This is a genomic window from Halorientalis persicus, from assembly GCF_900110215.1.
In the GTDB taxonomy this organism is placed as follows: Archaea; Halobacteriota; Halobacteria; order Halobacteriales; family Haloarculaceae; genus Halorientalis; species Halorientalis persica.
The window spans coordinates 15,062-41,403 of the sequence record NZ_FOCX01000015.1 but is presented as its reverse complement, the minus strand read 5'-3'; the positions used below and the strand labels follow the sequence as shown (position 1 = coordinate 41,403).

The 26,342-nt window shown below is 64.9% G+C and carries 25 protein-coding genes; 13 read left to right on the top strand and 12 right to left on the bottom strand.

Annotated features, from left to right (window positions below):
- The first annotated feature begins 193 nt into the window (after positions 1 to 193).
- The gene (locus BMX17_RS15440) at positions 194 to 3,265 is read left to right on the top strand and encodes an oligosaccharyl transferase, archaeosortase A system-associated (protein WP_092661684.1); all 3,072 of its coding nucleotides are present in this window, start codon (positions 194 to 196) and stop codon (positions 3,263 to 3,265) included.
- Between the two features lie 36 nt (positions 3,266 to 3,301).
- Here the strand turns inward: BMX17_RS15440 and BMX17_RS15435 are convergent, their stop codons facing one another.
- Positions 3,302 to 3,541: a hypothetical protein gene (locus tag BMX17_RS15435; RefSeq protein ID WP_092661682.1), complete on the bottom strand. Its 240-nt coding sequence runs from the start codon at positions 3,539 to 3,541 to the stop codon at positions 3,302 to 3,304.
- Between the two features lie 163 nt (positions 3,542 to 3,704).
- Between BMX17_RS15435 and BMX17_RS15430 the strand changes: the two genes are divergently transcribed.
- Entirely contained in the window at positions 3,705 to 4,229 is a 525-nt protein-coding gene (locus BMX17_RS15430; RefSeq protein WP_092661679.1) for a gamma carbonic anhydrase family protein, read from the top strand.
- Positions 4,230 to 4,235: 6 nt separating this feature from the next.
- On the opposite strand, the gene cutA is transcribed toward BMX17_RS15430, so the two are convergent.
- From cutA to BMX17_RS15410, 5 genes are all read right to left on the bottom strand, one after another.
- On the bottom strand, positions 4,236 to 4,547 hold the full coding sequence (cutA, locus tag BMX17_RS15425) for a divalent-cation tolerance protein CutA (protein WP_092661677.1): 312 nt from the start codon (positions 4,545 to 4,547) through the stop codon (positions 4,236 to 4,238).
- Positions 4,548 to 4,588: 41 nt separating this feature from the next.
- The gene (locus tag BMX17_RS26200) at positions 4,589 to 4,750 is read right to left on the bottom strand and encodes a hypothetical protein (protein ID WP_170845431.1); all 162 of its coding nucleotides are present in this window, start codon (positions 4,748 to 4,750) and stop codon (positions 4,589 to 4,591) included.
- Between the two features lie 84 nt (positions 4,751 to 4,834).
- Positions 4,835 to 5,014, bottom strand: coding sequence for an HEWD family protein (locus BMX17_RS15420; protein WP_092661675.1), 180 nt, complete (start codon positions 5,012 to 5,014; stop codon positions 4,835 to 4,837).
- Between the two features lie 51 nt (positions 5,015 to 5,065).
- Positions 5,066 to 5,521, bottom strand: a complete 456-nt coding sequence (locus BMX17_RS15415) for a DUF7992 family protein (RefSeq protein WP_092661672.1) — start codon at positions 5,519 to 5,521, stop codon at positions 5,066 to 5,068.
- A gap of 63 nt (positions 5,522 to 5,584) precedes the next feature.
- Positions 5,585 to 6,040 (bottom strand): acyl-CoA thioesterase, encoded by a 456-nt coding sequence (locus BMX17_RS15410; protein ID WP_092661670.1) that lies wholly within the window; start codon positions 6,038 to 6,040, stop codon positions 5,585 to 5,587.
- A gap of 108 nt (positions 6,041 to 6,148) precedes the next feature.
- Between BMX17_RS15410 and BMX17_RS15405 the strand changes: the two genes are divergently transcribed.
- The 4 genes from BMX17_RS15405 (at position 6,149) to BMX17_RS15390 (ending at position 9,704) form a co-directional block, all read left to right on the top strand.
- Positions 6,149 to 7,681: a TraB/GumN family protein gene (locus tag BMX17_RS15405; protein WP_092661668.1), complete on the top strand. Its 1,533-nt coding sequence runs from the start codon at positions 6,149 to 6,151 to the stop codon at positions 7,679 to 7,681.
- Between the two features lie 2 nt (positions 7,682 to 7,683).
- On the top strand, positions 7,684 to 8,280 hold the full coding sequence (locus BMX17_RS15400; protein WP_170845435.1) for a zinc metalloprotease: 597 nt from the start codon (positions 7,684 to 7,686) through the stop codon (positions 8,278 to 8,280).
- Positions 8,281 to 8,331: 51 nt separating this feature from the next.
- Positions 8,332 to 9,309, top strand: coding sequence for a phosphoribosylformylglycinamidine cyclo-ligase (purM, locus tag BMX17_RS15395; RefSeq protein WP_092661664.1), 978 nt, complete (start codon positions 8,332 to 8,334; stop codon positions 9,307 to 9,309).
- 134 nt (positions 9,310 to 9,443) lie between these two features.
- A complete protein-coding gene (locus tag BMX17_RS15390; protein WP_092661662.1) occupies positions 9,444 to 9,704 on the top strand; it encodes a hypothetical protein in 261 nt (86 codons plus the stop codon).
- Positions 9,705 to 9,726: 22 nt separating this feature from the next.
- Here BMX17_RS15390 and BMX17_RS15385 read toward each other — a convergent pair whose 3' ends face one another.
- Complete coding sequence (locus BMX17_RS15385; RefSeq protein ID WP_092661660.1) at positions 9,727 to 10,269, bottom strand: CBS domain-containing protein; 543 nt, start codon at positions 10,267 to 10,269, stop codon at positions 9,727 to 9,729.
- Between the two features lie 43 nt (positions 10,270 to 10,312).
- On the bottom strand, positions 10,313 to 10,681 hold the full coding sequence (locus tag BMX17_RS15380; protein ID WP_092661658.1) for a DUF555 domain-containing protein: 369 nt from the start codon (positions 10,679 to 10,681) through the stop codon (positions 10,313 to 10,315).
- Positions 10,682 to 10,966: 285 nt separating this feature from the next.
- Here BMX17_RS15380 and BMX17_RS26195 point away from each other — a divergent pair, with 285 nt between their 5' ends.
- From BMX17_RS26195 to BMX17_RS15370, 3 genes are all read left to right on the top strand, one after another.
- Positions 10,967 to 11,143 carry a hypothetical protein gene (locus BMX17_RS26195; protein WP_170845430.1) on the top strand — a complete coding sequence of 59 codons (177 nt, stop codon included), beginning with the start codon at positions 10,967 to 10,969 and terminating at the stop codon, positions 11,141 to 11,143.
- Positions 11,144 to 11,265: 122 nt separating this feature from the next.
- Positions 11,266 to 12,921, top strand: a complete 1,656-nt coding sequence (gene ligA / locus BMX17_RS15375) for an ATP-dependent DNA ligase LigA (protein ID WP_092661656.1) — start codon at positions 11,266 to 11,268, stop codon at positions 12,919 to 12,921.
- Positions 12,922 to 12,960: 39 nt separating this feature from the next.
- Positions 12,961 to 13,713 (top strand): MBL fold metallo-hydrolase, encoded by a 753-nt coding sequence (locus tag BMX17_RS15370; protein WP_092661654.1) that lies wholly within the window; start codon positions 12,961 to 12,963, stop codon positions 13,711 to 13,713.
- 6 nt (positions 13,714 to 13,719) lie between these two features.
- Here the strand turns inward: BMX17_RS15370 and BMX17_RS15365 are convergent, their stop codons facing one another.
- From BMX17_RS15365 to BMX17_RS15355, 3 genes are all read right to left on the bottom strand, one after another.
- Positions 13,720 to 14,319 carry a DUF5789 family protein gene (locus BMX17_RS15365; protein WP_092661652.1) on the bottom strand — a complete coding sequence of 200 codons (600 nt, stop codon included), beginning with the start codon at positions 14,317 to 14,319 and terminating at the stop codon, positions 13,720 to 13,722.
- Positions 14,320 to 14,406: 87 nt separating this feature from the next.
- Entirely contained in the window at positions 14,407 to 15,510 is a 1,104-nt protein-coding gene (locus BMX17_RS15360; protein WP_092661650.1) for a DNA topoisomerase IV subunit A, read from the bottom strand.
- 1 nt (position 15,511) lies between these two features.
- Positions 15,512 to 17,899 (bottom strand): DNA topoisomerase VI subunit B, encoded by a 2,388-nt coding sequence (locus tag BMX17_RS15355; protein WP_092661648.1) that lies wholly within the window; start codon positions 17,897 to 17,899, stop codon positions 15,512 to 15,514.
- Positions 17,900 to 18,157: 258 nt separating this feature from the next.
- Between BMX17_RS15355 and gyrB the strand changes: the two genes are divergently transcribed.
- Together gyrB and gyrA are read left to right on the top strand one after the other, a co-directional pair.
- Positions 18,158 to 20,083 carry a DNA topoisomerase (ATP-hydrolyzing) subunit B gene (gyrB, locus tag BMX17_RS15350; RefSeq protein WP_092661645.1) on the top strand — a complete coding sequence of 642 codons (1,926 nt, stop codon included), beginning with the start codon at positions 18,158 to 18,160 and terminating at the stop codon, positions 20,081 to 20,083.
- 1 nt (position 20,084) lies between these two features.
- Positions 20,085 to 22,568, top strand: coding sequence for a DNA gyrase subunit A (gene gyrA, locus BMX17_RS15345; RefSeq protein ID WP_092661643.1), 2,484 nt, complete (start codon positions 20,085 to 20,087; stop codon positions 22,566 to 22,568).
- Between the two features lie 53 nt (positions 22,569 to 22,621).
- On the opposite strand, the gene BMX17_RS15340 is transcribed toward gyrA, so the two are convergent.
- Entirely contained in the window at positions 22,622 to 24,445 is a 1,824-nt protein-coding gene (locus BMX17_RS15340) for an acyl-CoA dehydrogenase family protein (RefSeq protein ID WP_092661640.1), read from the bottom strand.
- A 160-nt stretch (positions 24,446 to 24,605) separates the two neighbouring features.
- Between BMX17_RS15340 and BMX17_RS15335 the strand changes: the two genes are divergently transcribed.
- Both BMX17_RS15335 and BMX17_RS15330 read left to right on the top strand, forming a co-directional pair.
- A complete protein-coding gene (locus BMX17_RS15335; RefSeq protein WP_092661638.1) occupies positions 24,606 to 25,412 on the top strand; it encodes an enoyl-CoA hydratase/isomerase family protein in 807 nt (268 codons plus the stop codon).
- On the top strand, positions 25,409 to 26,293 hold the full coding sequence (locus tag BMX17_RS15330) for a beta-keto acid cleavage family enzyme (RefSeq protein WP_092661636.1): 885 nt from the start codon (positions 25,409 to 25,411) through the stop codon (positions 26,291 to 26,293). Before BMX17_RS15335 ends, BMX17_RS15330 begins: the two co-directional genes overlap by 4 nt.
- Positions 26,294 to 26,342 lie beyond the last annotated feature (49 nt).

Below are 26,342 nucleotides of genomic sequence, written 5' to 3'. Positions count from 1 at the left end.
CGTCGGCGGTTCCGAATCCTTCGAGGTGGCCCCACGTGAGTGTTGTGTCGGTGTCGGGGTTCGATTCGAAAGGCCAATGTCCGGAATAACGGGCACAGAACCGCTCTCGGAACGGTATCCGAACCGCGGTACAGCGGGCGAGAAGAAGACGATTTGACAAAGCTTATCCCCCAGTTCGTTTTTACCCCGGGCAATGAGTCAACGCCGGGGGTACTTCGAGGACTACGATGTCGGCAACGTCCTCGAAGACGTCCAAGACTGGTATCATATTCCGACGCTAGTCGTGTTGCTCGGATTCATGCTGTGGGTCCGACTGCGGAGTTGGAGCAACTTCGTCAGGGACGGAGACGTGTTTTTCTCCGGAAACGACGCGTGGTACCACTACAGACAGACCCAGTACGTCGTGGACAACTGGCCGGGGACGATGCCGTTCGACCCGTGGACGTACTTCCCGTACGGGACAGCCTCGGGCCAGTTCGGGACACTGTTCGACCAACTGGTCGCGACGGCGGCGCTGATCGTCGGGCTCGGCAATCCGAGCGACCAGACGGTCGCGATGACACTGCTGGTCGCGCCGGCGGTTATGGGCACGCTCGTCGCGGTCCCGGTGTATTTCGCAGGCAAACGGTTGGGCGGCCGGTTCGGTGGCCTCGTCAGCGTCCTGATCCTGGCGCTTTCCTCGGGGAGTTTCCTCAACCGGAGTATCGTCGGGTTTTCCGACCACCAGGTCGCCGAGGCGCTGTTCCAGATGGTCGCCGTTGTCGCGATCATGATCGCCGTCTCGGTCGCCGAGGACGAGATGCCGGTCTGGGAACTCGTGGTCAACCGGGAGTGGGACGCGCTCCGGCCGTCCGCCGGCTGGGCGACACTGGCCGGCGTCGCCATGGCGCTGTACATCTGGGTGTGGCCACCTGCACTCCTGTTGGTCGGTATCTTCGGCGTCTTCCTCGTGATCCAGCTGAATCTCGACTATCTTCGCGGTCGCAGTCCGGAACACGTTGCCTTCGTTGGCGTGATTGCGCTCGTCGTCACCGGATTGCTCTCGTTCATCCCGCTCAGTACGTTCGAGGTGACCGGGGTCGACTTCTCGTTCATGCAGCCGCTCCTCGCGTTCGCTGTGGCCGCCGGAGCCGTGTTCATGGCGTGGCTGGCCCGGGCGGTCGACGACGCCGACATAGACCGGCGGGCGTACCCGGCTATCGTGTTCGGTGCTATCGCCGCGGCCGCGGTGCTGGCGGCCGTGATCGTACCCGATGTGTTCGGCTACATCGTCAAGAACACCGATCGATTCATCGGCCTGGGTGGCGGCGCGCAGGCACAGACTATCGGGGAGGCACAGCCGGTCCCGCTGGGTGATCTGCTTCCGCGCCTGTTCGGGAGCTACGGTCTGGCGTGGTTCGGTGCCTTCGCGGGACTGGTCGCGCTGCTGGCCGGCCACGTTCGCGGCACGGAAAAGCGGGCTGAGACGGTCTTCGTGATGATCTGGACGGTGATTATGTTGCTGGCGACGATGACCCAGGTCCGGTTCGGGTATTACCTCACGCTCCCGATCGCCGTGCTGAACGCCTACATCATCGCGCTGGTCGCAAAGTACGTGTCCCCGACCGGATCGCTCGAAGAGATCGAGACGTTCCAGGTACTGACGATCATGGCGGTGCTGATTCTGGTGATCGCTCCGATGATCGTGCCGATGACGGCCGGTTCGAGTACGGTCATCGAGCGCGGGAGCGGAGCGGGCCCGAGTCCCGGCGTGGTCGGCTGGACGGATAGCCTCGACTGGATGGAAAGCAACACGCCCACTCCGGGGACCTACGGCGGCGCGAACAATTCGATGGACTTCACGGAGACGGTCCCGAGACAGGACGACTACGACTACCCGGACGGGGCATACGGCGTGATGTCCTGGTGGGACTACGGACACTGGATCACACAGCGCGGCGGGCGCATCCCGACCGCCAACCCGTTCCAGCAGGGCGCGACCGAAGCGGCGAACTTCCTGCTCGCACCCACCGAGAAGCAGGCGGGTGACGTGCTGGCGAACGTCAGCGAGGACGACGCCGACGCCGAGACGCGATACGTCATGATCGACTGGAAGATGGTCAACACCTACTCGCGGCTCTCCCGCGGGAAGTTCTTCGCGCCGACCATCTTCAACGAGAGCACGGAGACGTCGGACTACTACAGCCCCGTAATCGACGTCAGTACCGGGCAGCCCCGGGTCGGCTACAATCTCAAGACCCAGCGCTACTACGAGAGCATGGTCAACCGCCTGTGGCACTTCCACGGGAGCGCCCGCCAGCCGCGACCGGTGGTCCTCAACTACGATACGATCCAGCAGGGACAGGGCCAGGAAGCCAAGGTGCTGCCCCGTGGAGACCAGAACCCCTACCGGGTATACGACTCGATGCGAGAGGCGCGTGAGTTCGCCGAGAACGACAGCACGGCCCAGATCGGCGGAGTCGGACCGAACCCGCCGGAAGCCGTCGAGGCGCTGGACCACTATCGGCTGGTCTACAACTCGAACACGTCCGCGTTCCAGCCCGGGAGTCCGTACCAGCGTGGGTTCCGGCGGGAGGTGACCTCGCTGTCCGGTGGCGTCAACGAGTTCCGGAACTCCACACGGACCGAACTCCGAGGCATCCAGAGTATCCTGCTGGGACCGCAGAGCCCCTCGCCACCGTGGACGAAGGTCTTCGAGCGCGTCCCCGGCGCGACGATCGAGGGAACTGGGCCCGAAAACCGGACGGTGATCGCCTCCGTCCCGATGGAGCTGAACTCCGCCAACGCGACGTTCCGGTACACCCAGCGTGTCGAGACGGGGCCGGACGGCGAGTTCGAGATGACGGTGCCGTACTCGACGACCGGCTACGAGAACTGGGGGACCGAACAGGGCTACACGGACGTGGCCGTCGAAGCCGCGGGACCGTACACCATCAGAACCAACGTGTACCAGAACCTGAGCAGTGGCTCCAGCTACATGTACAACGCCACGACCCACGTGAGTGAGGGGAAAGTCATCGGCGAAGACGACTCGCCCGTGCAGGTCGACCTCGAGCGGACAGAGTTCGGCCAATCACAGCCCGACGGTAACGAGTCGACGACCGACGAAACGAGCGGTGACAGTGGTACCAACGAAACCAGCGGCGACGACACGACCGGCGACGATACCGCCAGTGACGGGTCGACCGACACGTCGACCAACGACTCTGAGAGTCAAACGATGATCGCCGAGCCCGCGGGCGGCGCTGGCATCGTCACGCCCTGAGAACCCCGGCGACTTTTTTCTCTTCGTCGGCGGTCGTCAATCCCAGTGTTCGCGGTCGTTCGTCCGTTCACCGAGCCCAGTGTCGACCCAGGCGGCCGCCACGAGCGCGACGAGGACGACGACCCCGATGTGGTGGATCGGGACGCCACCCGCGAGGGTGGAGACTTGCGCGAGCATCGGGGCGAATTCGAGCGTCGGGAACGCAAGAATCGGGGCCATACCGGCCACCGCGAGCCCGACGACGAAGACCGCGATGTCGCGTCCGTTCGCTGGCATAGACACTACTCGTCGAACGTCCCGAATAAGTCCTCCGCGCCAGTTACGAGATCTGAAAACCACCCCGTCAGAAGCGAACTCTGGCTCATCGGAGTCGACCAGGGGCGTCGAACCGGGGTGCGAGCCGGGTCGTTTTTGTCACTGGAGTCGGACGGCACGCACGATGATCAGAGCATTCGACGGTGTCGAACCGACGATCGCCGACTCGGCGTACGTCGACCCGGCGGCGACAGTCATCGGAGACGTGACGCTGGAAGCTGAGGCCAGCGTCTGGCCGGGGACCGTTCTCCGTGGCGATCACGGCGAGATCGTCCTCCGGGAAGGGGCGAACGTGCAGGACAACGCGACGCTCCACGAGGGCGTCGAGATCGGCCCCTACGCGACGGTGGGACACAACGCAATCGTCCACGCGTCGACGGTCGGAGAGCGGGCGATGGTCGGGATGGGGGCCATCGTCCTCGACCGATCGACCATCGGTGCCGAGAGTCTGGTCGGAGCCAACAGCGTCGTCACCGAAGACACCGACGTGCCCGAGTCGGTGCTGGTCGCCGGTCAGCCCGCGGAAGTCGTCAAGGAGGTCGAGGACTCGGTCTGGCAGTACGCGGGCGACCAGTACGTCGAGATCGCTCGGGAACACGCGGAAACCGACGAACCGATCGCCGAGGCGCACGTGCCCGACGAGGACTGAGTCGAGTTACTCCGTCGGGGCGACGCAGTCGTCGAGCCAATCGGCGAACTCCGCGGAGACGCCGGAGTCGTCGAACCGCTCGATCGCAGGGAGATCGTAGGGGTGTAACTCGGCGATGCGTTCTTTGGCGTCCTCGTACCCGCTCTCGGTGGTCTTGACCAGCAGGATCTCCTCGTCCTCGTCGTGGACCTCGCCATCCCACCGGTAGGTCGACCGGCAGGGGAACCGATTCACACAGGCGGCACGCCGTTCTTCGACGAGTCGTTCGGCGATCGATGCCGCGTCCTCGGGGGGCGCGGTCACGAACAGTGTGGGCATGGCTCGGGGAACGGGCGGCAGGCAAAAACGCCTTCCGACGGTCAGATCTCGACGGCCCCGAGCCAGCCGTCTTCGCCGTGATGGGGGCACCACTCCCGGTGGTTCTCGCTGCAGTTCCCGTCGAGCCACCACCCGCAGGTACAGGTGGCGTCGTGACTGGTATCGGGAAGTTGCCGCTTGCAGAGTTTACAACCGATGGCCATGGTACCAGGTACCACGACCCGCTGTGAAAACCTGCCGGTCGGCGTGTGTAACTGACGAGAATATGGCCGCTTCGCGGGACGTAGTCACCCCTCGAAGGGGTTGTAATCGCCGTTGATATCCCACTCGTGGAGACAGTGGGGGTTGCCGACTGCTTTCCCTTCGCCCTCGGTGACGATGACCCAGGTGTCGCGGTCGTCGTCCCAGCGGTCGTGACGGCCACAGCGCTCGCAAACCCGTTCCGTCGGCGGGATGACCTCTGCCATGTCTAAATGGAGGGGGGTCACCCATTAAGAAGGTCCCGACTGCCACCGACCCTAGAAGTCGGGGAGGTCTTCGGGCGGTTCGTAGTCGGTCTCCCAGTCGATGTAGTCGTCTTTGAGTACGTCACAGACGATCTGGCCGAGTTCGGTGAGTTCGGCGTTGATCGAGGAGACGGTGCCCCACGAGTCCAGATCGGGGTGGAGGTCGTGTTGTTTCCAGTCCTCGGGGAGGCCCGGGGCGTGGTACCCGACGCGGTCGGCGTGGGAGTCCCAGAAGAAGTCGAACCGCTCGATCAGCCCGATGTCGGTCACGATGTCGTAGTCGTCGGTGTCCAGATCGGTGTGGTCGGTCCACTCACCGAACGCACAGTCCCAGGCCCCATCGTGGAGGAAGTCCTCGATCTCGTCGCGGCGGAAGTCCGTGTCGCCGACGACTTCGGCGTCCTCGTACTCGTTGGGGTCGAACGCTTCCAGTTCCGGCGGCTCGGGGGTGTCCACATCCAGTCCCATGACCCGGGATAGGACGCCGGGACGCAAAAGGACGGCCCTCGGCAGTCGCGGGGCCCGGAACACTCACTCGTCGTGGTCGTGGTTCTCGTCGCTCTCTCTGGCGGCCGCAAGCAGTTTCTCGCCGCGCTCACTTTCGACGGTCAACTCCGGGACGCTCCGGGGTTCGAACTCCTCGTCGATGGCGACGTACACGAGGTGGGACTCGGTGGTCAGTTCGGTCTCGGCGGTCCGGAGGTCCTCGCGGAAGGTCCGGACCCGGACGCGCATACTCGTCGTCCCAGTCTCGTAGACGTAGCTCTCGATGAGGGCGTTCTCGCCGACGGGGATGGGGCCACGGAAGTTGGTCTGTTCCATCCGTGCGGTCAGTACGTCGCTGCCGGCGAACCGAATCGCGGACATCGCACCCACCTCGTCCATCCACTTCAGGACGTTCCCGCCGTGGGTGGTGTCGAGGTTGTTCGCGTGGTTGGGCTGGATCATCTTGCGATTCTCGATGTAGGTGTCCATCAGATCCGGCATTGGCCCGGGGTTTCCGTCCGTGGGAAAAGAGTCTTCCGAGCCGTCGCTCGCGAGGCGGACGCTGTCGTCCCGACAATCGTAAGACGGGGGGTCGTCTATGACGGCGCAATGAGCGAACGGTCGGCACCGACGCCGTCGGACCCGTCGACCCCGTCGGGGGAGGGGCACGTGACGGTGCTGGGGACCGCCCACGTCTCGGAAGACAGCGTCCGCGAGGTCGAGGAGACCATCGAGGAGGAACAGCCAGATGTGGTCGCGGTCGAACTCGACGACGGGCGATATCGCCAACTCAAGGGCGAAACACCCGACGACCTCGATCCGAGCGACCTGCTCGGCGGGAACACGGTCTTTCAGTTCCTGGCCTACTGGATGCTATCCTACGTCCAGGCCCGACTCGGCGACCAGTTCGACGTCGACCCCGGGGCGGACATGATGGCCGCCGTCGACACCGCCGAAGAGTTCGGGCTCGGGGTCGCGCTGGTCGATCGGGACATCCAGACCACCATCCAGCGGTTCTGGGCCCGCCTCACCGGGCTGGAGAAGATCAAGTTACTGGGCGGGCTGGTGGCCGGCGTCGCCGACCCAATCGTGGCCGGGATGACCTTCGGTTTCATGCTGGGTGTTTTCCTGGCGATCCCGCTGGAACTGCTCGTCGGCCCACTCCTGCTGGGTGGCGTCGGGTTCGTCCCGGGCATACTGGTGGGCGTCCTCGACGGCCTGGCGATCGCGGTCACCATCACTCTCGCCGTCGGGATGCCGCTGGCGCTCCTGCTCACGGGGTCGAGCGAGGAGGAAGACCTGGAGGAACTGGATATGTCCGAGATGACGAACACGGACGTCGTCTCGGCGATGATGGAGGAGTTCCGCCGGTTCTCGCCCGGCGGCGCGGAGGCGCTGATCGACGAACGCGACGCCTACATCGCGCACAACCTGGTCGAGTTGCGCGACGCGGGCTACTCCGTCGTCGCGGTCGTCGGCGCGGGCCACCGGGCAGGGATCGAGGAGTACCTCGACCATCCCGAGACACTCCCGGCGATGGAGTCGCTGATCGGCGTCGAGTCCGGCCGCCGGTTCTCGCTGTTCAAACTGTTCGGGTACCTGTTCACGCTCGGCTTCCTGGTCATCTTCGCCCTGCTGGTGATGGCCGTCGCGACCGGCGTCGAGGGTATCTCGACCGGGCTGTTGATCCAGATCTTCGGCTCGTGGTTCCTGATCAACGGGCTCATCGCGTTCGGGCTGGCGAAACTCGCGGGCGCACACTGGCAGAGCGCGACCGTCGGCGGCGCTGTCGCCTGGCTGACCAGTCTCAACCCGTTGCTGGCTCCGGGCTGGTTCGCCGGCTACGTCGAACTCCGGTACACCTCGGTCAACATCGGTGACATCAACACGCTCAACGAGATCCTCGACGACGAGCAGGCACCCGTCAGGGACCTGTTCGCCCGGATGCTCGACGTGCCGCTGTTCCGACTCATCCTGATCGTCGCGATGACCAACATCGGGAGCATGATCGCCAGCGCGCTCTTTGGCTTCGTCCTCCTGCCGTACTTCTTCGCCGAGATCGGCTCGACCGGCGAGGTCGTCCAGCTGATGGCCCGGGGAGCCGAGAACAGCGCCCGCCTGATCTGGGGGCTGGTCGCGTGAACATCCGTTTTTCCACCCGCGAACTGCTGGATCTCGGGGCGGCCTGGGTCGCGTTGAGTGTTGCGTTCAGTCTCCTCTTGCTCCCCGGATTCAGTGGCTTCTCGGTCCCGCAGGCGATCCAGACGTTCGGCCTGAGCTTCCTGACCGTCGGCGTGGCCTTCCTCCTGCACGAACTGGCTCACAAGGTCGTCGCGATGCGGTTCGGCAAGATCGCGGAGTTCCGGGCGGACTACGGGATGTTGTTCGTCGCGATCATGGGTGCGCTGATCGGCTTTCTCTTCGCCGCACCCGGCGCGGTCTACCACCAGGGACGCTCGACGCTTCGGCAGAACGGTCTGATCGCACTGGCCGGCCCGGTGACGAACCTCGTGCTGGCTGCGATTTTCGCGCCGCTCGCGTTCTTCGGGAGCGGCTTTCTCGCGTCCATCGGCGGTCTCGGGCTCACGATCAACCTCTTTCTCGCGGCGTTCAACATGATTCCGTTCGGGCCGCTGGACGGGAACACGGTCAAAGAGTGGAGTCTGCCGGTGTTCGTCGCCGTATTCGTCCCCTCGCTGGCCCTCGGCCTCTGGGCGCTGTTCGGTTTCGGGCTGTTCTGAGGCCTGTCGGCGACCGACGGGCTTTTGCGCGCGCCGGGCCCGAACTCGGATATGACCGACGACGCTGACGACGGGATGACCTACGCCGAGGCCGGGGTGGACATCGACGCCAGCGAGGCGGCGACGGCCGCCCTGATCGGCGCGACCGAGGGCTTCGAGGGTGACTTCGCGGGCCTGCTCGACATCGGCGACCGCTACCTGGCGCTGGCGGCCGACGGCGTCGGCACGAAACTCCTCGTGGCCGAGGCCATCGACGACTACTCGACCATCGGTATCGACTGCATCGCGATGAACGTCAACGACCTCGTGGCCGCGGGTGTCCGCCCCGTCGCCTTCGTCGACTACCTCGCCGTGGCGGAACCCGACGACGAGACGAGCGAACAGATCGGTGACGGGCTGGCCGAGGGTGCCGACCGCGCGAGCGTCGAACTCGTCGGCGGCGAGACAGCGGTCATGCCCGAAGTCGTCAAGGGGCTCGACATCGCCGGGACCTGTGCGGGGCTGGCCGAGAAGGGTTCGCTGTTCCCCGGCGAAGCAGAGGCCGGGGACGCACTCGTGGGCTTTCCCTCCAGCGGCATCCACTCGAACGGCCTGACGCTGGCGCGCAAGGCCGTGACGAAAGATCACGAGTACACAGATCCGTTCCCGCCGAATCCGGATCGCTCCATCGCCGAGGAACTGCTGGAACCGACCCGGATCTACACCGATCTGCTCGATCCGCTCCGGGAGCACGACACCAACGCGGCGGCCCACGTCACCGGCGGTGGCTGGGGGAACCTCACCCGGATGGGCGATTTCCGCTACGAAATCACCGACTCCTTCGAGGCCCAGCCCGTCTTCGAGTTCGTTCAGAAAGAGGGAGACGTAGCCGACGAGGAGATGCACCGCACGTTCAACATGGGCACTGGCTTCGTGGCGGCGCTGGCCCCCGAGAACGCCGAGGCGCTGGCGGCAGAAACCGACGGCCAGATCATCGGCGAAGTGCAGGACGGCGAGGAAGCGGTCGCGATTCGCGGACTGGAGTTGTAGCATCCACGCGCCGCCGGCGCGCGGATCGCTGTCAGAGCGAATCACCGACGAGCCCTCGTACGTTCCCTGCGGTCAGTTACGAGGACAGCGGATCCGAAGTGTCTATGTGCGCCCTTCCCGCTTGCTCGACACAGATGACTGATGATCTCACCGACGAGCGAGCCGCGTTCCTCGCGATGGCGCGTGCGTTCCCGCTTCGGACCTGTCTCTTTACGTTCGGCTTACCGGCCTTCGCACTCCTGCAGGTGTCCAGTGGGCTGTTCAACGACGGGCCCCTCGTGTTCGGGACGTTCCTGGCGCTGCTGGCGATGGCGTTGTCGGTCGTACTCACCAGATATCAGGTCGCGAGGTACAGACGGCAGATCGTGACCGACGCCCTGGCACCGGACCGATGAGCGGGATGACTCACGAGACGGGTTAGCTGATGTGAGCGGCCACGTCCGCGTCGGTGATGATGCCAACCATCTCGGCGTTTTCGATGACGATGACGGCCTCGTGGTGGTCGAGGTGGGTATCGACCTCGTCGACGGTGGCGTCTCTCGTGACGGTGGTGATCGACTCACGCATCACGTCGGCCACCGGCAGTTCGCCGGGGTCGTCCTCGTCGGAGTGTCGGATGTCGCTGTGGGCGACGATGCCGACGGGGTAGTCGTCCCGGACGACGGGCAACTGGGAGTACCCCTCCTGGTTCATCACTTCGATCGCGGTCATCACGCTGTCGTCGGGTTCGACGCCGTAGACCGGGCTGTGCATCAGATCGCCCGCTCGCAGAATACCGCCCTCGGCCTCTTCGAGGGCGTTGACGATCCGCCGCAGCGTCGAGAGCCGCGGGTCCACATCCCCACCCTCGATCCGAGCGATCAACGGCTGGGACACGTCCGCGCGTTCCGCGAGCTCGCTCTGGGTTAGATCCAGTTCGTTCCGACGCTCCCGGAGATCCTCAGGGGTCGGTAGTTCCATACGGCTCGATTACCAGAGGTAATACAAAAAGGTTGCCCAGTCGTTAAGCGGAGGCGTCGACTTCCTCCTCTTCCTCGAATTCGATGGTCTCGACGACCGAGAGGGGTACGTCACGGAGGGCACCGCCGACCTCGCTCTTTGCGATCCGCTGGGCGTGTTCGGTGTTCTCGGCGTTGAAGACCTTCATCTCCAGCACCAGGCCCACGAGAGCGGTGTCGGCGGCGATGAAAGCGGAGTCGAACGGTTCACCACAGGCGGGACAGCCCGTGGCACCCACGTCGACTTCGACGTAGTCCATATCCTGATCGTTGAGGCGCTTGCCCGCTTCGCTGACCGCGACGCCGATCGCGTCGTCGATGTCCTCGACGTCTCGAACCAACCAGGCGGCTTCCATCGCTACGAGATAGTTCATACCTACCCGTGGGTCCCCCACCCCCACGTGTCTTGTGATTCGCTCGCGCCGGAGCACCGACTGCGCACGTGACTTCGATAATGGTCATAACTTATGGCTCCGACTGGCGTCGATTATCTCCGCCTTACCGCCGACGGCCCGCAGGGTCCGCTCCGGGTTGTCTATTTTCCAACTAGAATCGAACCGCAAGACGGGAGCGCTACTGTCCGTTATGAAAGACCATTATGAAAGATAGGTATAAAGAATATTTATATACTCCTATGGGCCCAGACACAATCGAGGACAATGGAAACCCGCCTGCACAGTGGTCTGCTGTTCGTGCTGTACCAGTTGAGCCTGATGGTCGGCATCGCGCTCATGCCCGTTGCGTTCGTGACGAGTCGCCTGGGCGTCACCCTGCCCGTCCACCGGATGGTCGATCGACTCGGCGCGGCCTACGACCAGTCCAGCGACGGAGAGTAAGTCACCACAGCCGCCCGGTGACGCCCTCCGACCGCCCGCAGTACCGAGAACGGCTGCTTTTCGACGCACGGAATCCCGCGACTCCGCGAGCTTTAACACCCGGTCGCGGCTACTGCGTGTCGATGGACTTCGCCGTGTTCGCCGAGCGCGCCGACGAAATCGAGGCGACCTCGGCCGATCTCGAGACCGTCACGCTCGTCCGGGATCTGTTGGCGGACGCCGCCGACGATCTCGACACCGTGGCCCGGTTCGTCCAGGGACGTGTGTTCCCCGCCCACGGGTCGACGACGCTCGATATCGGCCCGAATCTGTGCTACGAGGCCATCGCCCGCGCGGCGGGACACAACGTCTCGGCCGACGACGTGGAGTCCCGGGTCGCGGCCGTCGGCGATGTGGGCGACGTGGCCGCCGAGTACGACTTCGGCGGCCAGCAGGGACTCGGCGCGTTCGGCGACGGCGGTGGCCAGGCAGGCCTGACCGTCGGCGAGGTCGAATCCGAGTTGCGCGACCTCGCAGCGGCGGCCGGGCCGGGCAGTCAGGACCGAAAGCTCGACCTCCTCTTTGGCCTGTTCAATCGCTGTGCGCCCGCAGAGGCGCGCTATCTCGCGCGGATCGTCCTCTCGGAGATGCGCATCGGCGTCGGCGAGGGAACCGTCAGGGACGCCATCACCGATGCCTTCGACGTCCCCACCGTGGCCGTCGAGCGCGCGCTCCAGGTGACCAACGATTACGGCCTGGTCGCCACCGTCGCTCGCGACGACGGCGAGTCGGGACTGGACGACCTGCATCTGGAAGTCGGGCGGCCGGTTCAGGCGATGCTCGCACAGGCCGGGACGGTCACCGACGCGGTCGAGGCCTGGGCGTCCGTCGCCGTCGAGACCAAGTACGACGGCGCTCGCGTTCAGGTCCACTACGACGGGGACGAAGTGTCACTGTTCTCCCGGAACATGGAGGACGTGACCGACCCCTTGCCGGAGGTCGTCGGGTTCGTCGAGGAGAATCTCGCCGTCCCGGCGATTCTGGACGGCGAGGTCGTGGCGGTCGACGACGCGGGTGACCCGCTCCCCTTTCAGGAAGTGTTGCGTCGCTTCCGTCGGAAACACGACGTGGCGAAAGCCAGGGAGGAAGTCGAAGTCCGCCTGTGGGCGTTCGACTGCCTCCACGCTGACGGCGAGGACCTGCTCGGCACACCCCTCGTCGACCGGCACGACCGCCTCTCCGAAATTCTCGGTTCGGGCGTGTCGGCGCTCACCGTCACAGACGAACCCGAACGCATCGCCGACATCGAGGCCGACGCGCTTGGCGCGGGCCACGAGGGGATCATGCTGAAAGATCCCGATTCGACGTACTCCCCGGGCCGGCGGGGCAAAGAGTGGCTCAAGCGAAAACCCGACGTGGAGACGCTCGATTGCGTCGTCACCGGCGCGGAGTGGGGAGAGGGTCGCCGCGCGGAGTTCCTGGGAACTTTCGAACTCTCCGTGCGTGCCGGGCCCGACGATCTGGAGACCATCGGCAAGGTGGCGACGGGCATCACCGACGAGGAACTGGCCGAGTTGACCGACCTGCTGGAACCGGAAATCCGGACCGAGGACGGGAAAGACGTCGACATCGAGCCGTCAGTGGTCTTCGAGGTCGGCTACGAGGAGATCCAGACCTCGCCGACGTACTCCTCGGGCTACGCGCTTCGCTTCCCCCGCTACCTCGGCGTCCGCGACGATAAAGACCCCGAGAGCGCGGATACGCTAGAGCGGGTCAGGCGACTGGTCGGCGGCGAGTGAACCGATACGGGTTTTCGGCCACCGCCCGAACCCCCTGACATGACCGTCCACTACGACGACCTCCGTGTCGACTGGCTCGGCTACGCCACCGTCCGCATCGAAGCCCCCGACGGGACCGTCGTCTACCTCGATCCCGGCCGGTACGGCGTGCTGGACGACTACGACGCCCGGGGTGGGATCCCCGCGAGAGAGGCGAGCGGGGGCTCGTCGGACCAGTGGTCCGACGGTGATCTGGTCTGTGTCAGCCACGTCCACCACTACGACAGCGATGGTATCGAGCGAGTCGCCCGCGAGGACGCAACCGTCCTCGTTCACGAGGCGGTCCACCACAGCGAGACCGACCGCGACGTGACGCCGGTCCGGGACCTGCCCTACGACACCCGCCGGGTCGACGACGAACTCGACGACCTGATCGACGACGTGATCGTCCGGACGACGGCCGCCTACAACCATCCAGACGGTCCTCACACACGCCCGGACGGAACGCCGATCCACCCCGAGGGGACCGGCTGTGGCTTCCTGCTGGATTTCGATGGCACCACGGTTTTCTGGACCGGCGATACCGACGTGCTCGACGGGCACGCCGAACTCGACGTGGACCTGTTGCTCGTACCCATCGGCGGGACCTACACCATGGATCGGGAGTCGGCGGCCGACCTCGCCGAAGCGATGGATCCGGGACTGGTCGTTCCGATCCACTACGATACGTTCGAGGCGATCGAGGCCGACGCCGAGGCGTTCGCAGACGACCTGGAACAGCGGGGCGTGCCGGTTTCGCTGGCGGAGAAGTGACCTGCGCTACACCCCGAGCCACTCGTCGTTTCGAATCTCGTAGCCCTCCGAGCGGCAGAACTTCGCGGCTTCACGACGGACGGCGCGTGAGCCGGGGAGTTTCCCCTTCTCGTCGATCTGGTCGACGATCCAGTCGCCGATGACGCGGACGCCCTCGTCGTCGTCGTCAGCGTCGATCGCGGCGAGTTCTCGGAGCGTCTTCTGGTAGGCGTCCCACTGCGAGCTGTCGAGTGTTTCCCGAGGGAGCGTCTCGCTCGCCTCGACGATGTGCTTCATGGTCGCGGCCACGGTCGGCCGCTCGATCCGCTCGCGTACTTCCGCGGGAGAGTCGAAGGTCTCCACGTCGGTCGCCGGCAGCAGTTCTTCGACCGCGTACGTTCCGTCGCTCGCCTCGATTTCGCGGTCACCCAGCGTCGCAACCACATCGTCGGCCGACGCCGGGAACTCGACGGCATCCAGTTCGGTCTCGAAGTAGGCGAGCTGGGATGGGTCGACGGGCGGTTCCGGTTCGTCCCGTCGCTCCAGTTCCTCGGCGATGGCGCGCTCACGCTGTCGTCGGTCGGCGTTCTGGGCCTGGTCCTCCCGGCCGCTTTTGTTGTCTGCCATCCACAGGAGTACGCCATCGGCGCGGTTAACGTTGTGGTGGGCGGGCAAGGACTCGGACAGAAAACAGAAAGTCGGCGGTCGGACCGGTCAGATGACGTCCATCGCGTCCAGCCGCTCGGGCAGATACGTGTCCGTCACGAAGTCCAGCCCACGCGAGGCCAGGCTCTGCTGTTCTGCCTTCTTGTCGATATCGAGTTGCAGTTCGATCTGTTCGCGCCAGTAGTCGGTCTGGAAACGGGGGTCCTCCAGTTCCGATTCCAGCGCGTTCACGTCCGAGTCCGAGAGGGGGTCGGTCGGGAGGTCGTACTCCACGATGTCCGCAGGTTGAATGCCGATGAACTGCGCGTCGGGCGTCGCCAGGTACTCCGAGAGGTGCGCGGACTTGATCGACCCGTACGCGACCGAGCCGTAGATGCGGTACGACCAGGGGTCACCGTCGGTAAAGACAGTCACCGGGAGACCGAGTTCGTCCCGGAGCCGCTTGGTCAGTCGCCGGGTCGCCCGTGCAGGCTGGCCCTTCAGGTGGACGACGATGCAGTTGTGCTCCTCGTCGAACCCGTTCTCGACGAGCCGGTCACGCATCCCGCCGGTCTCCACGCACAGCGCGAAGTCGGCGTCGTTGTCCAGGAACTCGATGGTGTCGGGGTCGTTCGGGATCTGGTAGCCGCCCTCGCCCACGTCCTCCTGGCAGTGAATCTCGCGTTCGCCGCGTCGGGTCTGCTCGCGGATCAGGAGCGGCCCCATCACCGTCGCCCCGGACTCCTCGGGCCGCATATGGAACTCCTCGCGGCGCACGTCCGAGACGATTTCGAGATCCTCGATCAACTGGTTGGACTCGTCCTGACTGTTGAACTGGGCTTCCTCGTGGTCGAAGGACTCACTGAGGTAGTACAGTTCACGCAGAGTGGACGAGCGGTCTTCTTCGAGTTGCTGGGCCAGGAAGTCGATGACGTAGGTGGCTTTCAGCAACTTCTGTGCGCCGCTGACGGTCTTGGCGCTGCGGGTACTCTTCCGGTCGCCGTACACCCACACGTCCATGTCCTCGTCGTACTCGATGTTGGACTTCGTCCGGGTCGGGATCGACATGGTCGGGACCTCGCCGTCGGCGAACTGGTCGTAGAACTCGGCCGCCAGGTCGATCAACTGCTCGCGTGCGTCACTTTCGCTCTGGGTCTCGCTGTCTGTGCTCATATCAGGCGTTGATAGTCAGTTTCTCGTCTTCGATACCCTCGACCTGCACGTCGAAGGTCGCGTCGCCGTCGACGCTGTACTCGATGCTCGCCTCGGTCCCGGCCGTGACCTCCGGGGTCCACTTGACGAAGTACTCGCCGTCCATCTCGACGACGTTCGCGTCCTCGACCTCCCCGGGGTCCTCGCTCACGATGTCCGTGATCTCCAGGGTGGCGTTGGTGTCGTCGTTGTTCTCGACGATCAGTCGCACCGTCTCGCCATCGCGTTCCCTGTCGACGAGGACGTTGTTCATGATCCGGGCCAGCGAGTCGTCGATGTTCAACTCGCCGTTGCCCGTCACCTCCTCGAGTTTCTCGGCCATCTCGGGGAGGATCGTCGCGAGTTTGTCCTGCTTGCGCCGGCGTTTCTCCATCGACCGGCGCTTCTTGAGGTAGGACTTCAGGTCGCGGGCGGCCTCGCGGATGGCCCGCTCGACCTCGTCTTCGATCTCGGGGACGTTCGCCACCGCGTCCTTGGACTCGCTGGTGAAGGGCACGTTCGTGGAGGCGACGTGGACCATGATGACCGCCGGGCCGTTCGGGATGCCGCTCCCGCCGGGCTGGTCGAGTTTGTAGTTGCGCCAGTTGATCGTCTTGACCACGTCGGTGATCGAACAGGCCCCGCGCTGGTAGACCAGCGGCACGCGGTTGGCAAAGCGCATCACGTCGGCGCTGGAACTCTCTTCGAGGTCACCGCCGTACGCGATGCCCGCCTCGACGATGAACGGATCGCCGCCGTGGACGGAGGCGTCCCGCGTCGATGCGGCGTAGAAGTCCGCGTCGAACTCCTTTTCGAGCCCTTCCAGTACCAGCTCGTCCGAGATCGGCGAGAGACAGTCCGTCGGCGGCGCGATGATGTCCGTCTCGCGCATCGCCTCGTGGAGTTCGCTGGCTGTGTCACGGTCGTCGTCGATGGCCGTGATGTTCGGCGGGTCGTCGGGGACCGTGGCCATCCGCCCCCAGATCGCGTCGACGACCTTCTCGCGGGCCGTCTCGCCGAAGGTGGCATCGTCGTACTCCTCGGTCGCGTCGGCGGCCCGATCCACGTAGTCTTCGACCCGATCGCGGGTGAGTCGGTCGTGTGGGTTCTCCTCGTCCTCGAACTTGGCGGCGATCCGCTCGGCCAGCCCCTGGACGTGGGCGTCGTCTTTCCGGTCCGTGGTCGCCTCGTCGACCAGGGCGTAGATGTCGCCGGTCCGCTCGTCTGTGACGGCGTCCCAGGCGGCCGCGACGGCGTTCTCACGGACCGTCGAGCCGAAGGTCGTCCCGTACTCGTCCTCGACGCCCTCGGCGACTGTCTCGACGATGCCCTGCACTCGGGAGTGGGTGACCGATCCGGCGTCGTCGATCTCGGCGGCGACCGATTCGGCGAACTCGGCAGTGGCGTCCGCCCCCTTGTTCGCGACGGCTTCGGAGACGGCGGCTTCGATGTCCGCATCCTCGTGCGTGGCGGGTGCGCTCCAGGCCATCTCGCGGCCGAAGTGCCGGTCCCGGAAGTTGTCGATCACCTTGTCCGAGGTTTTGCCGCCGACGCGGGTGAACTCCTCCTGCAGGAAGCCAGACACCGAATAGGAGTCGGTAGCGTCGAGCATCTTCTGGAGGGTCCCCAGTTCGACGCCGTGTGGGTGGGGACGGATCTCCTCGGTCTCCTCCGGAAGTTGGTCGGTCGCACGCTCGAACTTGAAGTGTTCCTGTGGTTCCCGGAGTTCGAGGCGGGCGTGGGGGTTGACGACCGCGGTGTGTTTGATGTAGTCGTGGAGCTGGTTGCGGGCGCGCATGTTCGCCTCCATCTCCAGTTCGATGCGGGTGCCGTGTGGCCGGTCCCACGAGGTCGTGTCCTCGCCCTCGATCTCGGGTTCGTTCGAGTCCGTGTCGATGGTCAACTCGAAGTATTTTGCGTCGGCACTGCCTTTGGTGCGGCTGGTGATCTTGGCGGGTTTGCCGCTCGTGAGTTGGGAGTAGAGCACGGCGGCGGAGATCCCGATCCCCTGCTGGCCGCGGTTCTGCTCGCGGGCGTGAAACCGGGAGCCATAGAGTAGTTTGCCGAAGATCTTGGGGATCTGCTCTTTGGTGATCCCGGGACCGTTGTCCTCGACGATGAGACGGTAGTAGTCGTCGTTCTCCTGGATCTCGACGTAGATGTCCGGGAGGATTCCGGATTCCTCGGTCGCGTCGAGGGCGTTGTCGACGGCCTCCTTGACGGCCGTCACCAGCGCCCGCGCACCCGAGTCGAACCCGAGCATCTGACGGTTCTTCTCGAAGAACTCGGCGATGGAGATGGACCGCTGGGCCTCCGCCAGCTCCTCTGCGATCCCCTCCCCCTCGGCGAGTGTCGACTGATACGAGGTCATTCTCTGGCTCCTTCTACCCCCGGAGGGGTTAAATGTTGCACGGCAGCTCGGTGAAAGTGGAACGGCCGTTCGGCAGCAGTTGGCATGGGTGAGCGGCACCGTTCGGTCGAGTTCGGAGGCGAGTCTCACTCCGCCGGTGTCGGCAGACGACCGACTGGTCAGAGACGGTAGAACGTGCCGCTACAGGGTGAGTTCGCACGCGAGCGTGCGCGTGCGGGGGTTTTATCAGTGCCCATATCCTACGCCGTAGTAGATTTCATGTCTAACGAGTCTGAGTACGGAGCCAGGCAGATTCAGGTCCTGGAAGGGTTGGAGGCCGTCCGAAAACGGCCGGCGATGTACATCGGGTCGACGGACTCCCGTGGACTGCACCACCTCGTCTACGAGGTGGTCGATAACTCTATCGACGAGGCCCTGGCGGGGTACTGTGACACCATCGAGGTCACGATCCACGAGGACGACTCCGTCAGCGTCAGCGACGACGGGCGGGGGATTCCGGTCGACACCCACGACGAACACGACCGCCCCGCACTGGAGGTCATCATGACGGTCCTCCACGCGGGCGGGAAGTTCGACAACAAGTCCTACCAGGTCTCCGGCGGACTCCACGGGGTAGGGGTCTCGGTCGTCAACGGGCTCTCGAAGTGGCTCGAAGCAGAGGTCCGGCGGGACGGCGCAATCTGGAAACAGCGGTTCGACCACGGCGAACCCGAGTACGAACTGGAGGAGGTCCGCGATCTCGAACCCGACGAGGAGACGGGAACCTCGATCCGGTTCTGGCCGGACGACGACATCTTCGAGACGACCGACTTCGAGTTCTCGACGCTGGAAGCGCGTCTGCGTGAACTCGCCTTCCTCAACTCCGGCGTCGAGATCACACTCCAGGACGAGCGTGACGGCACCGAATCTAGCTTCTGCTACGAGGGCGGCATCAAGGAGTTCGTCGAGTACCTCAACGAGACCAAGGAACCGCTCCACGACGAGGTAATCTACTTCGAGGGCGAGGAGGGGATCGACGAGGGGACCGTCCACCTCGAGGTCGCGATGCAGGCGACCGACGAACTGCAGGGGTCGATCCACGCCTTCGCGAACAACATCAACACACGCGAGGGCGGGACTCACCTCACTGGCTTCAAGACCTCGCTCACACGGGTCATCAACGACTACGCGAGCGACCACGGCCTGATCGGCGACCTCGACGAGAACCTGAAAGGCGAGGACATCCGGGAGGGGCTGACCGCAGTCATCTCGGTCAAACACCCCGATCCGCAGTTCGAGGGCCAGACCAAGACGAAACTCGGCAACTCCGAAGTCCGGGGAATCGTCGAGAGCGCGGTCCACGAGCAACTGACGACCTTCTTCGAGGAACATCCCGACACGGCCAAGTCGATCATCCGGAAGGCCGTCGAGGCCGCGAAGGCCCGCAAAGCGGCGAAGAAGGCCGAGCAACTCACGCGACGGAAGAACGCGCTGGATTCGACGGCCCTGCCCGGAAAACTCGCGGACTGCCAGACCAAAGATCCAACCGAGTCCGAACTGTTCATCGTCGAGGGCGACTCCGCGGGCGGCTCGGCCAAACAGGGCCGCAACCCCGAGTTCCAGGCGATCCTCCCACTGGGCGGCAAAATTCTGAACGTCGAGAAACACCGGCTGGATCGCATTCTGGAGAACGACGAGATTCGGAACATGATCACGGCGCTCGGAACCGGGATCGGCGACGAGTTCGACATCGAGGACGCCCGCTACCAGCGGATCATCTTCATGTGTGACGCGGACGTGGACGGCGCACACATCCGTACACTCCTGCTGACGCTGTTCTATCGCCATATGCGGCCGCTGGTCGAGGCGGGCTACGTCTACGCCGCCCAGCCGCCACTCTACCGGATCCGGTATCGCGGCGAGACCTACGACGCGATGACCGAACAGGAACGGGACCGGATCGTCGCCGAGAAATGCGACGGCAACCCCACACAGGTCCAGCGGTTCAAGGGGCTCGGGGAGATGAACCCGGAACAGCTATGGGACACGACGATGGATCCCGAGAACCGTCACCTCAAACAGATCACCATCGAGGACGCCGCGAAGGCGGACAAGATGTTCAACGTGCTGATGGGTGACGCAGTGGAACCGCGCAAACAGTTCATCAAGGAACACGCTCCGGAAGCCGAGTGGGTCGATATCTAACATGAGTTCGGAACTGCCAGATGGGCCCGACGACGCGACGGCGGCTCCCGCGGCCAACGTCGAGCGCGTCCGGGTCGAAGACGAGATGGAGCAGAGTTACATCGACTACGCGATGAGCGTCATCGCCGGCCGCGCCCTGCCGGACGTGCGGGACGGCCTCAAGCCCGTCCATCGACGCATCCTCTACGCGATGCACTCCATGGGCGTCACCAGCGGCTCCAGTCACCGCAAGTCCTCCTCGGTGGTCGGGGAGACCATGGGGGACTACCACCCGCACGGCGACCAGGCCATCTACGACACGCTCGTCAACATGGCCCAGACGTTCTCCATGCGCGAACCGCTGATCGACGGGCAGGGGAACTTCGGCTCGATGGACGGTGACCCCGCCGCGGCCATGCGGTACACCGAGGCCCGGATGAGCCCCATCGCAGAGGAGTTGCTGGAAGATATCGAGAAAGACACCGTCGACTTCCAGTCCAACTACGACGACCGGCTCGAAGAACCCGAGGTCCTTCCGGCGGCGTTCCCGAACCTCCTGGTCAACGGGTCGACCGGAATCGCGGTCGGGATGTCGACGAAGATTCCGCCCCACAACCTCGAGGAAGTGATCGACGCGACGATCCACCTGATCGACAACCCCGACTGCGACATCGAGGACCTGATCCACTTAGAAGAGAGTCCGGGGCCGATCAAGGGGCCGGACTTCCCGACGGGCGCGAACATCGTGGGCCGCAACGACATCCACAAGGCGTACAAGAGCGGTCGTGGTCGACTCACCGTCCGCGCCGAGTACGAGGTCGACCACGAGGAAGGCAGGATCGTCATCTCCGAGTTGCCCTATCAGGAGAACAAGGCCCGCGTCGTCGAGCGGATCGCGGAGAACGTCAACGAGGGGAAGATCGAGGGGATCAGCGACCTGCGCGACGAGTCCGACCGCGACGGCGTCCGGGTCGTGGTCGACCTCAAGCGCGGCGCCAACGCGGACGTGGTAGAGAATCAGCTACTCGAACACCACCTCGAATCGACCTTCGGCGTCATCAACCTCGCGCTGGTCGACGGCCAGCCCCGCGTGCTGACGCTCAAGGAGACCCTCGCCGAGTACGTCGACCACCGGAAAGAGGTCGTCCGCCGCCGGAGCCAGTTCGAACTCGACGAGGCCGAGGACCGTGCCCACATCCTCGAGGGTCGCCTCACAGCGGTCAAAAACGCCGACGACGTGATCGAAATCGTCCGGGACGCCGACACCCGCGACGACGCCAAGGATGCCCTCCGAGAGGAGTACGACTTCTCCGAGGATCAGGCCGACCACATCGTCCGCATCCAGATCGGGAGCCTGACCTCCGAGGAGGTCGGCGAGATCGAAACCGAGTACGAGGAGGTTCAACAGCGGATCGAGCGGCTGGAGGAGATCCTCGGCGACCAGCAGGAACTGCTGGACGTGATCAAAGACGAACTTCGGGAGATCCGCGAGGAGTACGGCGACGAGCGCCGGACCAAGATCGTCGAGGACGACGGCGAGGTCACCCACGAGGACCTCATCCCCGAACAGGACTGCGTGGTCGTCATCACCGAGGACGACTACATCAAGCGGATGCCCGTCGAGAAGTTCGAGCCACAGGGCCGGGGCGGGAAAGGCATCATCGGCGCGGACCCCAAGGAGGGCGACCGCGTCAACGAGGTGTTCCGCGCCAACAGCCACGACTACCTGCTCTGCTTTACGAACCAGGGCAAGGTCTACCGGCTGAAGACCTACCAGGTACCCGAGATGAGCCGGACGGCCCGTGGCAACCACATCCGGAACGTCATCGGGGGGATCGACGACGGCGAGGAGATTACGGCCGTCGTGGACACCGACGCGTTCACCGACGACAAGTGTCTCACGATGGTCACCCGGAACGGGTACGTCAAGCGGACCTGTACGACCGACTTCCAGAACATCCGGTCGACGGGGATCATCGCCGCCTCGCTGGAGGAGGGCGACGAACTCGTCGACGTGGAGGTGACCGACGGCGAGCAGGATCTCGTGCTCGCGACCGAACAGGGCATGACGATCCGGTTCGCGGAGACGGAAGCCCGGCAGATGGGCCGCAACGCTCGCGGCGTCGGTGCGATCAAACTCCAGGACGACGATCACGTGGTCGGACTGGTCGCTACGAGTGGCGAGGACGACCGTGCGCTGTTGACCGTCACCGAGAACGGCTACGGGAAGCGGACCCTGCTAGACGAGTACCGCCAGCAGTCACGCTACGGGAAGGGGCTGATCGACATCAAGACGGATGGCCGCAACGGACTGGTGACGGACGTGAAAGCGGTCGAGGAGGCAGACCACCTGATCATCATGAGCGAGAGCGGTCAGATCATGCGCATCCACGCGGCCGACATCTCGACGGTCGGACGCAACACGAAAGGCGTCACGATCATGGAACTCGACGGTAACGACCACGTCGCCAGCGTGACCGTGGTTCCCAACCCCGACGGCGAGTAGATCCGCCTTCACGCCGTCCGACGCTTCTTTTCGATCGCTGTCCCGACCGGTCGTCAGTCGTCCGCGGGCGCGGTGTCGGCCAACTGATCCGGGGAGAGTGATCCGTGCTGGACGATCTCCGCGAAGTGATCGTCCGGGAGTTTCTCGCCGTCGGTGATGCCCCGGGCGTCCCCCTTCTCGAAGCGGGTCTCGACGAACCACTCGGCGACCAGCGCCTTCCGGGCGTCGTCGCGCTCGTCGATGGCGTCCTGGGCGCGCTCGATCAACAGGGCGGCGGTCACCACGTCGAAGATGTAGTCGGCGAGCTGTTTGGCCTCGTGCTGGGCGTAGTCCTGGTCCTCGGTGGCCAGCGAGAGCATCGCCGCCTGCATCGACTCGAACTCGTCGGCGACGGTCCCCGCGAGGTCGTCGAGGTGTGGGTGCTCGGCGGCGTCGAGACAGTCCTCGACCAGCGGGAACAGTTCCTCGTGGGCGGCCTCGCGGTTGAGCACGCGCAACACGTCCAGCGAGAGGACGTTGGAGGTCCCCTCCCAGATCGGGAGGACCTGTGAGTCCCGGAGCATTCGCTCGGTCGCGAAGCCGTTGACGTAGCCGTTCCCGCCCAGCACCTCACAGGCGTAGGAGGCGGTATCGACGGCCATCCGGGCGGTCTTGTACTTCGCGATGGGGACGAGCAGGCGCATCAGCTTGAACGCCCGCGCCGCGTCGTCGTCGCGGTCCTCGGGTGCTTCGTCGAGGCGTTGCTCGTTGGCCATGTAGTCGGCGTAGTGCCGCGTGGCCTCGAACGTGAAGGCGAGCGCGGCCTCGTAGTCGGTCTGCATATTCACGAGGTCCCGACGCATCAGCGGGTACTCCTGAATGGTCTCGCCGAAGGCGTCCCGCGTCGCGGCCTGGACCTTCGATTCGAGGAGGCACCGACCCATCCCGCCGACCGAGCCCGTGGCGTTGGTCAGCCGCTCGAAGTTCATCATCTCGGCCATCAGCTTGAACCCGTTTTCCGGTTCGCCGACGAGGTAGGCCTCCGCACCGCGGAATTCGACCTCACCCGTCGGGACCGCGATGGTGCCGAGTTTGTCCTTCAGCCGGCGGTAGAGTTGATCGTTGAGTTGGCCGTCCCGCTTCGTGTGGGGCACCAGAAACAGCGAGAGTCCGGCGGTCCCGTCGGGGGCGTCGGGCCGGCGGGCCAGCGCGAGGGTCCCTTCGGCGTCGATGTTCGAGCAGAACCACTTCTCGCCGTGGAGTTCGTAGACGCCCTCTTCGTCGGTGGGTTCGGCGGTCGTCTCGTTGGCACCCACGTCCGAGCCGCCCTGCTTCTCGGTGAGGAACATCGCGCCCTCGATGTGGTCGTCGTAGTCCCTGCTGGTGAGGCCCTGGAAGTACTCGTCCAGCAGGTCGGCGTTGGGGTGGTCGTCGTCGACGTACTTCTCCAGGACGATGGCCGCGCCAGTCGTCATCGAGACCGGGCAGACGAAGCCCCCGTCGGCGAAGGAGAGAATCGTCTGCTGGGTCAGGACGTGCTGGAAGCCCAGCGGATCGTCCCGGCCCGGCGGCGCGTGGAAGATGTCGTGTGTCACGCCGCGGTCGTAGACGAGTTGGTCGTTCTCGTGCTGGAGCGGGTGATACTGGACGTGATTCTGGATCTCGCCGTGCTTGTCGTAGGTCCGCAACTCGTGGCCCTCGCGGTCGATAATCTCCGCGTTGTCCGTGATGGTGTGGCCTGTCACCTCACCGAGATCCGACAGTTCGGGCTCGGCCCACTCGAACTCCGCGTCGGCGTAGGTCCGCTCGACTTCCGCCCGCAACGCGGGGTCGAGTGCCCAGTAGTTGACGTGTCTCCCCTCCTCGTACTGGCTGTAGTCGATGGGGGTGTCCACCATACCACGCCATTTGCGGACGACCCACATAAAGACACAGCCCACACGTTGTCCGTTTATTACGATCACGGCGGACCGGATATTTTAGAAACGATGAACTCTTTGTAGGTTTCTCCCTGTCCGAAATACTATTGCGGCGGCGTGTGCCACGATACAAAACCTCATGGAAGATCAGGAACTCTCGAACGAGGCCCTCGACGTAACGGTGAGCGACGACGGGTTCGTCGTCCGGGCGACCATCGACCGACCCGAGGAGCGCAACTCGCTGAACGAACCGGTGATCCTGGGACTGCTGGATGCGATCCAGTTCGCCGACGAGAGCGAGGCACGGGTGTTCGTCCTCCGGGGTGCGGGCGGCACGTTCTGCTCGGGTGGCGACCTCTCGGAGATGTCCGGCGTCATCGGCCAGGGATCGGAGGCGTACCGCGAACAGTTCTCCTCGCTGTCTGCCATCGTCCAGGAGATGGTCGACGCCAGCGTCCTCACCGTCGCGGCGGTCGAGGGCTACTGTCTCGCGGGCGGACTCGGCCTCGCGTCGGCGTGTGAGTTCGTCGTCGCGCGGGACGACGCCGAGTTCGGCACACCCGAGGTGAACGTGGGCCTGTTCCCGGCCCAGGCGATGGCTCCGATCATGCGCTCGGTCGACCAGAAGGCCGGGCTGAAGCTCCTCTTTACAGGGGAGCACGTCACCGCAGAGGAGGCCGCCGAGATGGGGCTCGTGACCGAACTGGCCCCCGAAGGCGAGTTCGAGGCGGCGCTGGACGACCTCGTCGACCAACTCGTGAACAACAGCCCAGTCCTCATCGAGGTCGGCAAGGAGGCCTACTACGCACAGCGTGACATGGGCTTCCAGGAGGCCCTCTCCTATCTCAAGGAGATCATCACGGTGGTCGCGATGAGCGACGCAACCGAAGAGGGGATCAACTCCTTCTTGATGGACGAGGATCCCGAGTGGGAGGTGCGCGGATGACCGACGCCAACCGCGACTCCGTGAAAGGCAACGACCCCGAGAAGGTCGTTATCTCGGCGGCGCTGACGGGCGCGCTCACGACGCGCGACCAGTGCGAGGCGATCCCGTACACCGCCGAGGAGATCGCCGAGGAGGCCGCCGCGGCACGCGAGGCGGGCGCGGCCGTCGCGCACATCCACGCCCGCACCGACAACGGCTCGCCGACGTACTCGACCGAGCGCTACCAGGAGATCAAAGACGAAGTCCAGGCTCGCACCGACATCGTGATCAACTTCTCGACGGGCGCGATCCACGAACCCGTCGAGAGCCGCGCGGAGTACGTCCGCGAGACCCAGCCCGAGGTGGCCGCTCTGAACATGGGTTCGATGAACTACGCGAAGTACTCCGAATCTCGGGAAGACTACGTGTTCGACATGGTGTTCGAGAACTCCTTCTCGGAGATTCGCGAGATGCTGACGACGATGAACGAGGCCGGCGTCACACCCGAACTGGAGTGTTTCGACACGGGCCACATCGGCAACACTCGCCCCCTCCTGACCGAGGGCAAACTCGAACACCCACTCCACTTCAGTCTCATCATGGGCGTCCTCGGTGGTATTCCGGCGACCGCAGAGAATCTGGCCCACCAGGTCCGCCAGCTTCCCGACGACGCCACCTGGCAGGTCATCGGAATCAGCGAGGACCAGTGGCGGCTCGTCGGCGCGGCGCTGTCGATGGGCGGGAACGTCCGGGTCGGCCTCGAAGACAACTTCTACGTCAGCGAGGGCGAGATGGCCGAGAGCAACGCCGACCTCGTCGAGAAGGCGGCGCGGATGGCCCGCGACGTGGGTCGTGAACCCGCCACGCCCGACGAGGCGCGCGAGATCATGAGTATCGACTGACCGGGCGGTTTTCTCAGTACGGCCCGAGCCTACGGCTGGCCGAACAGGG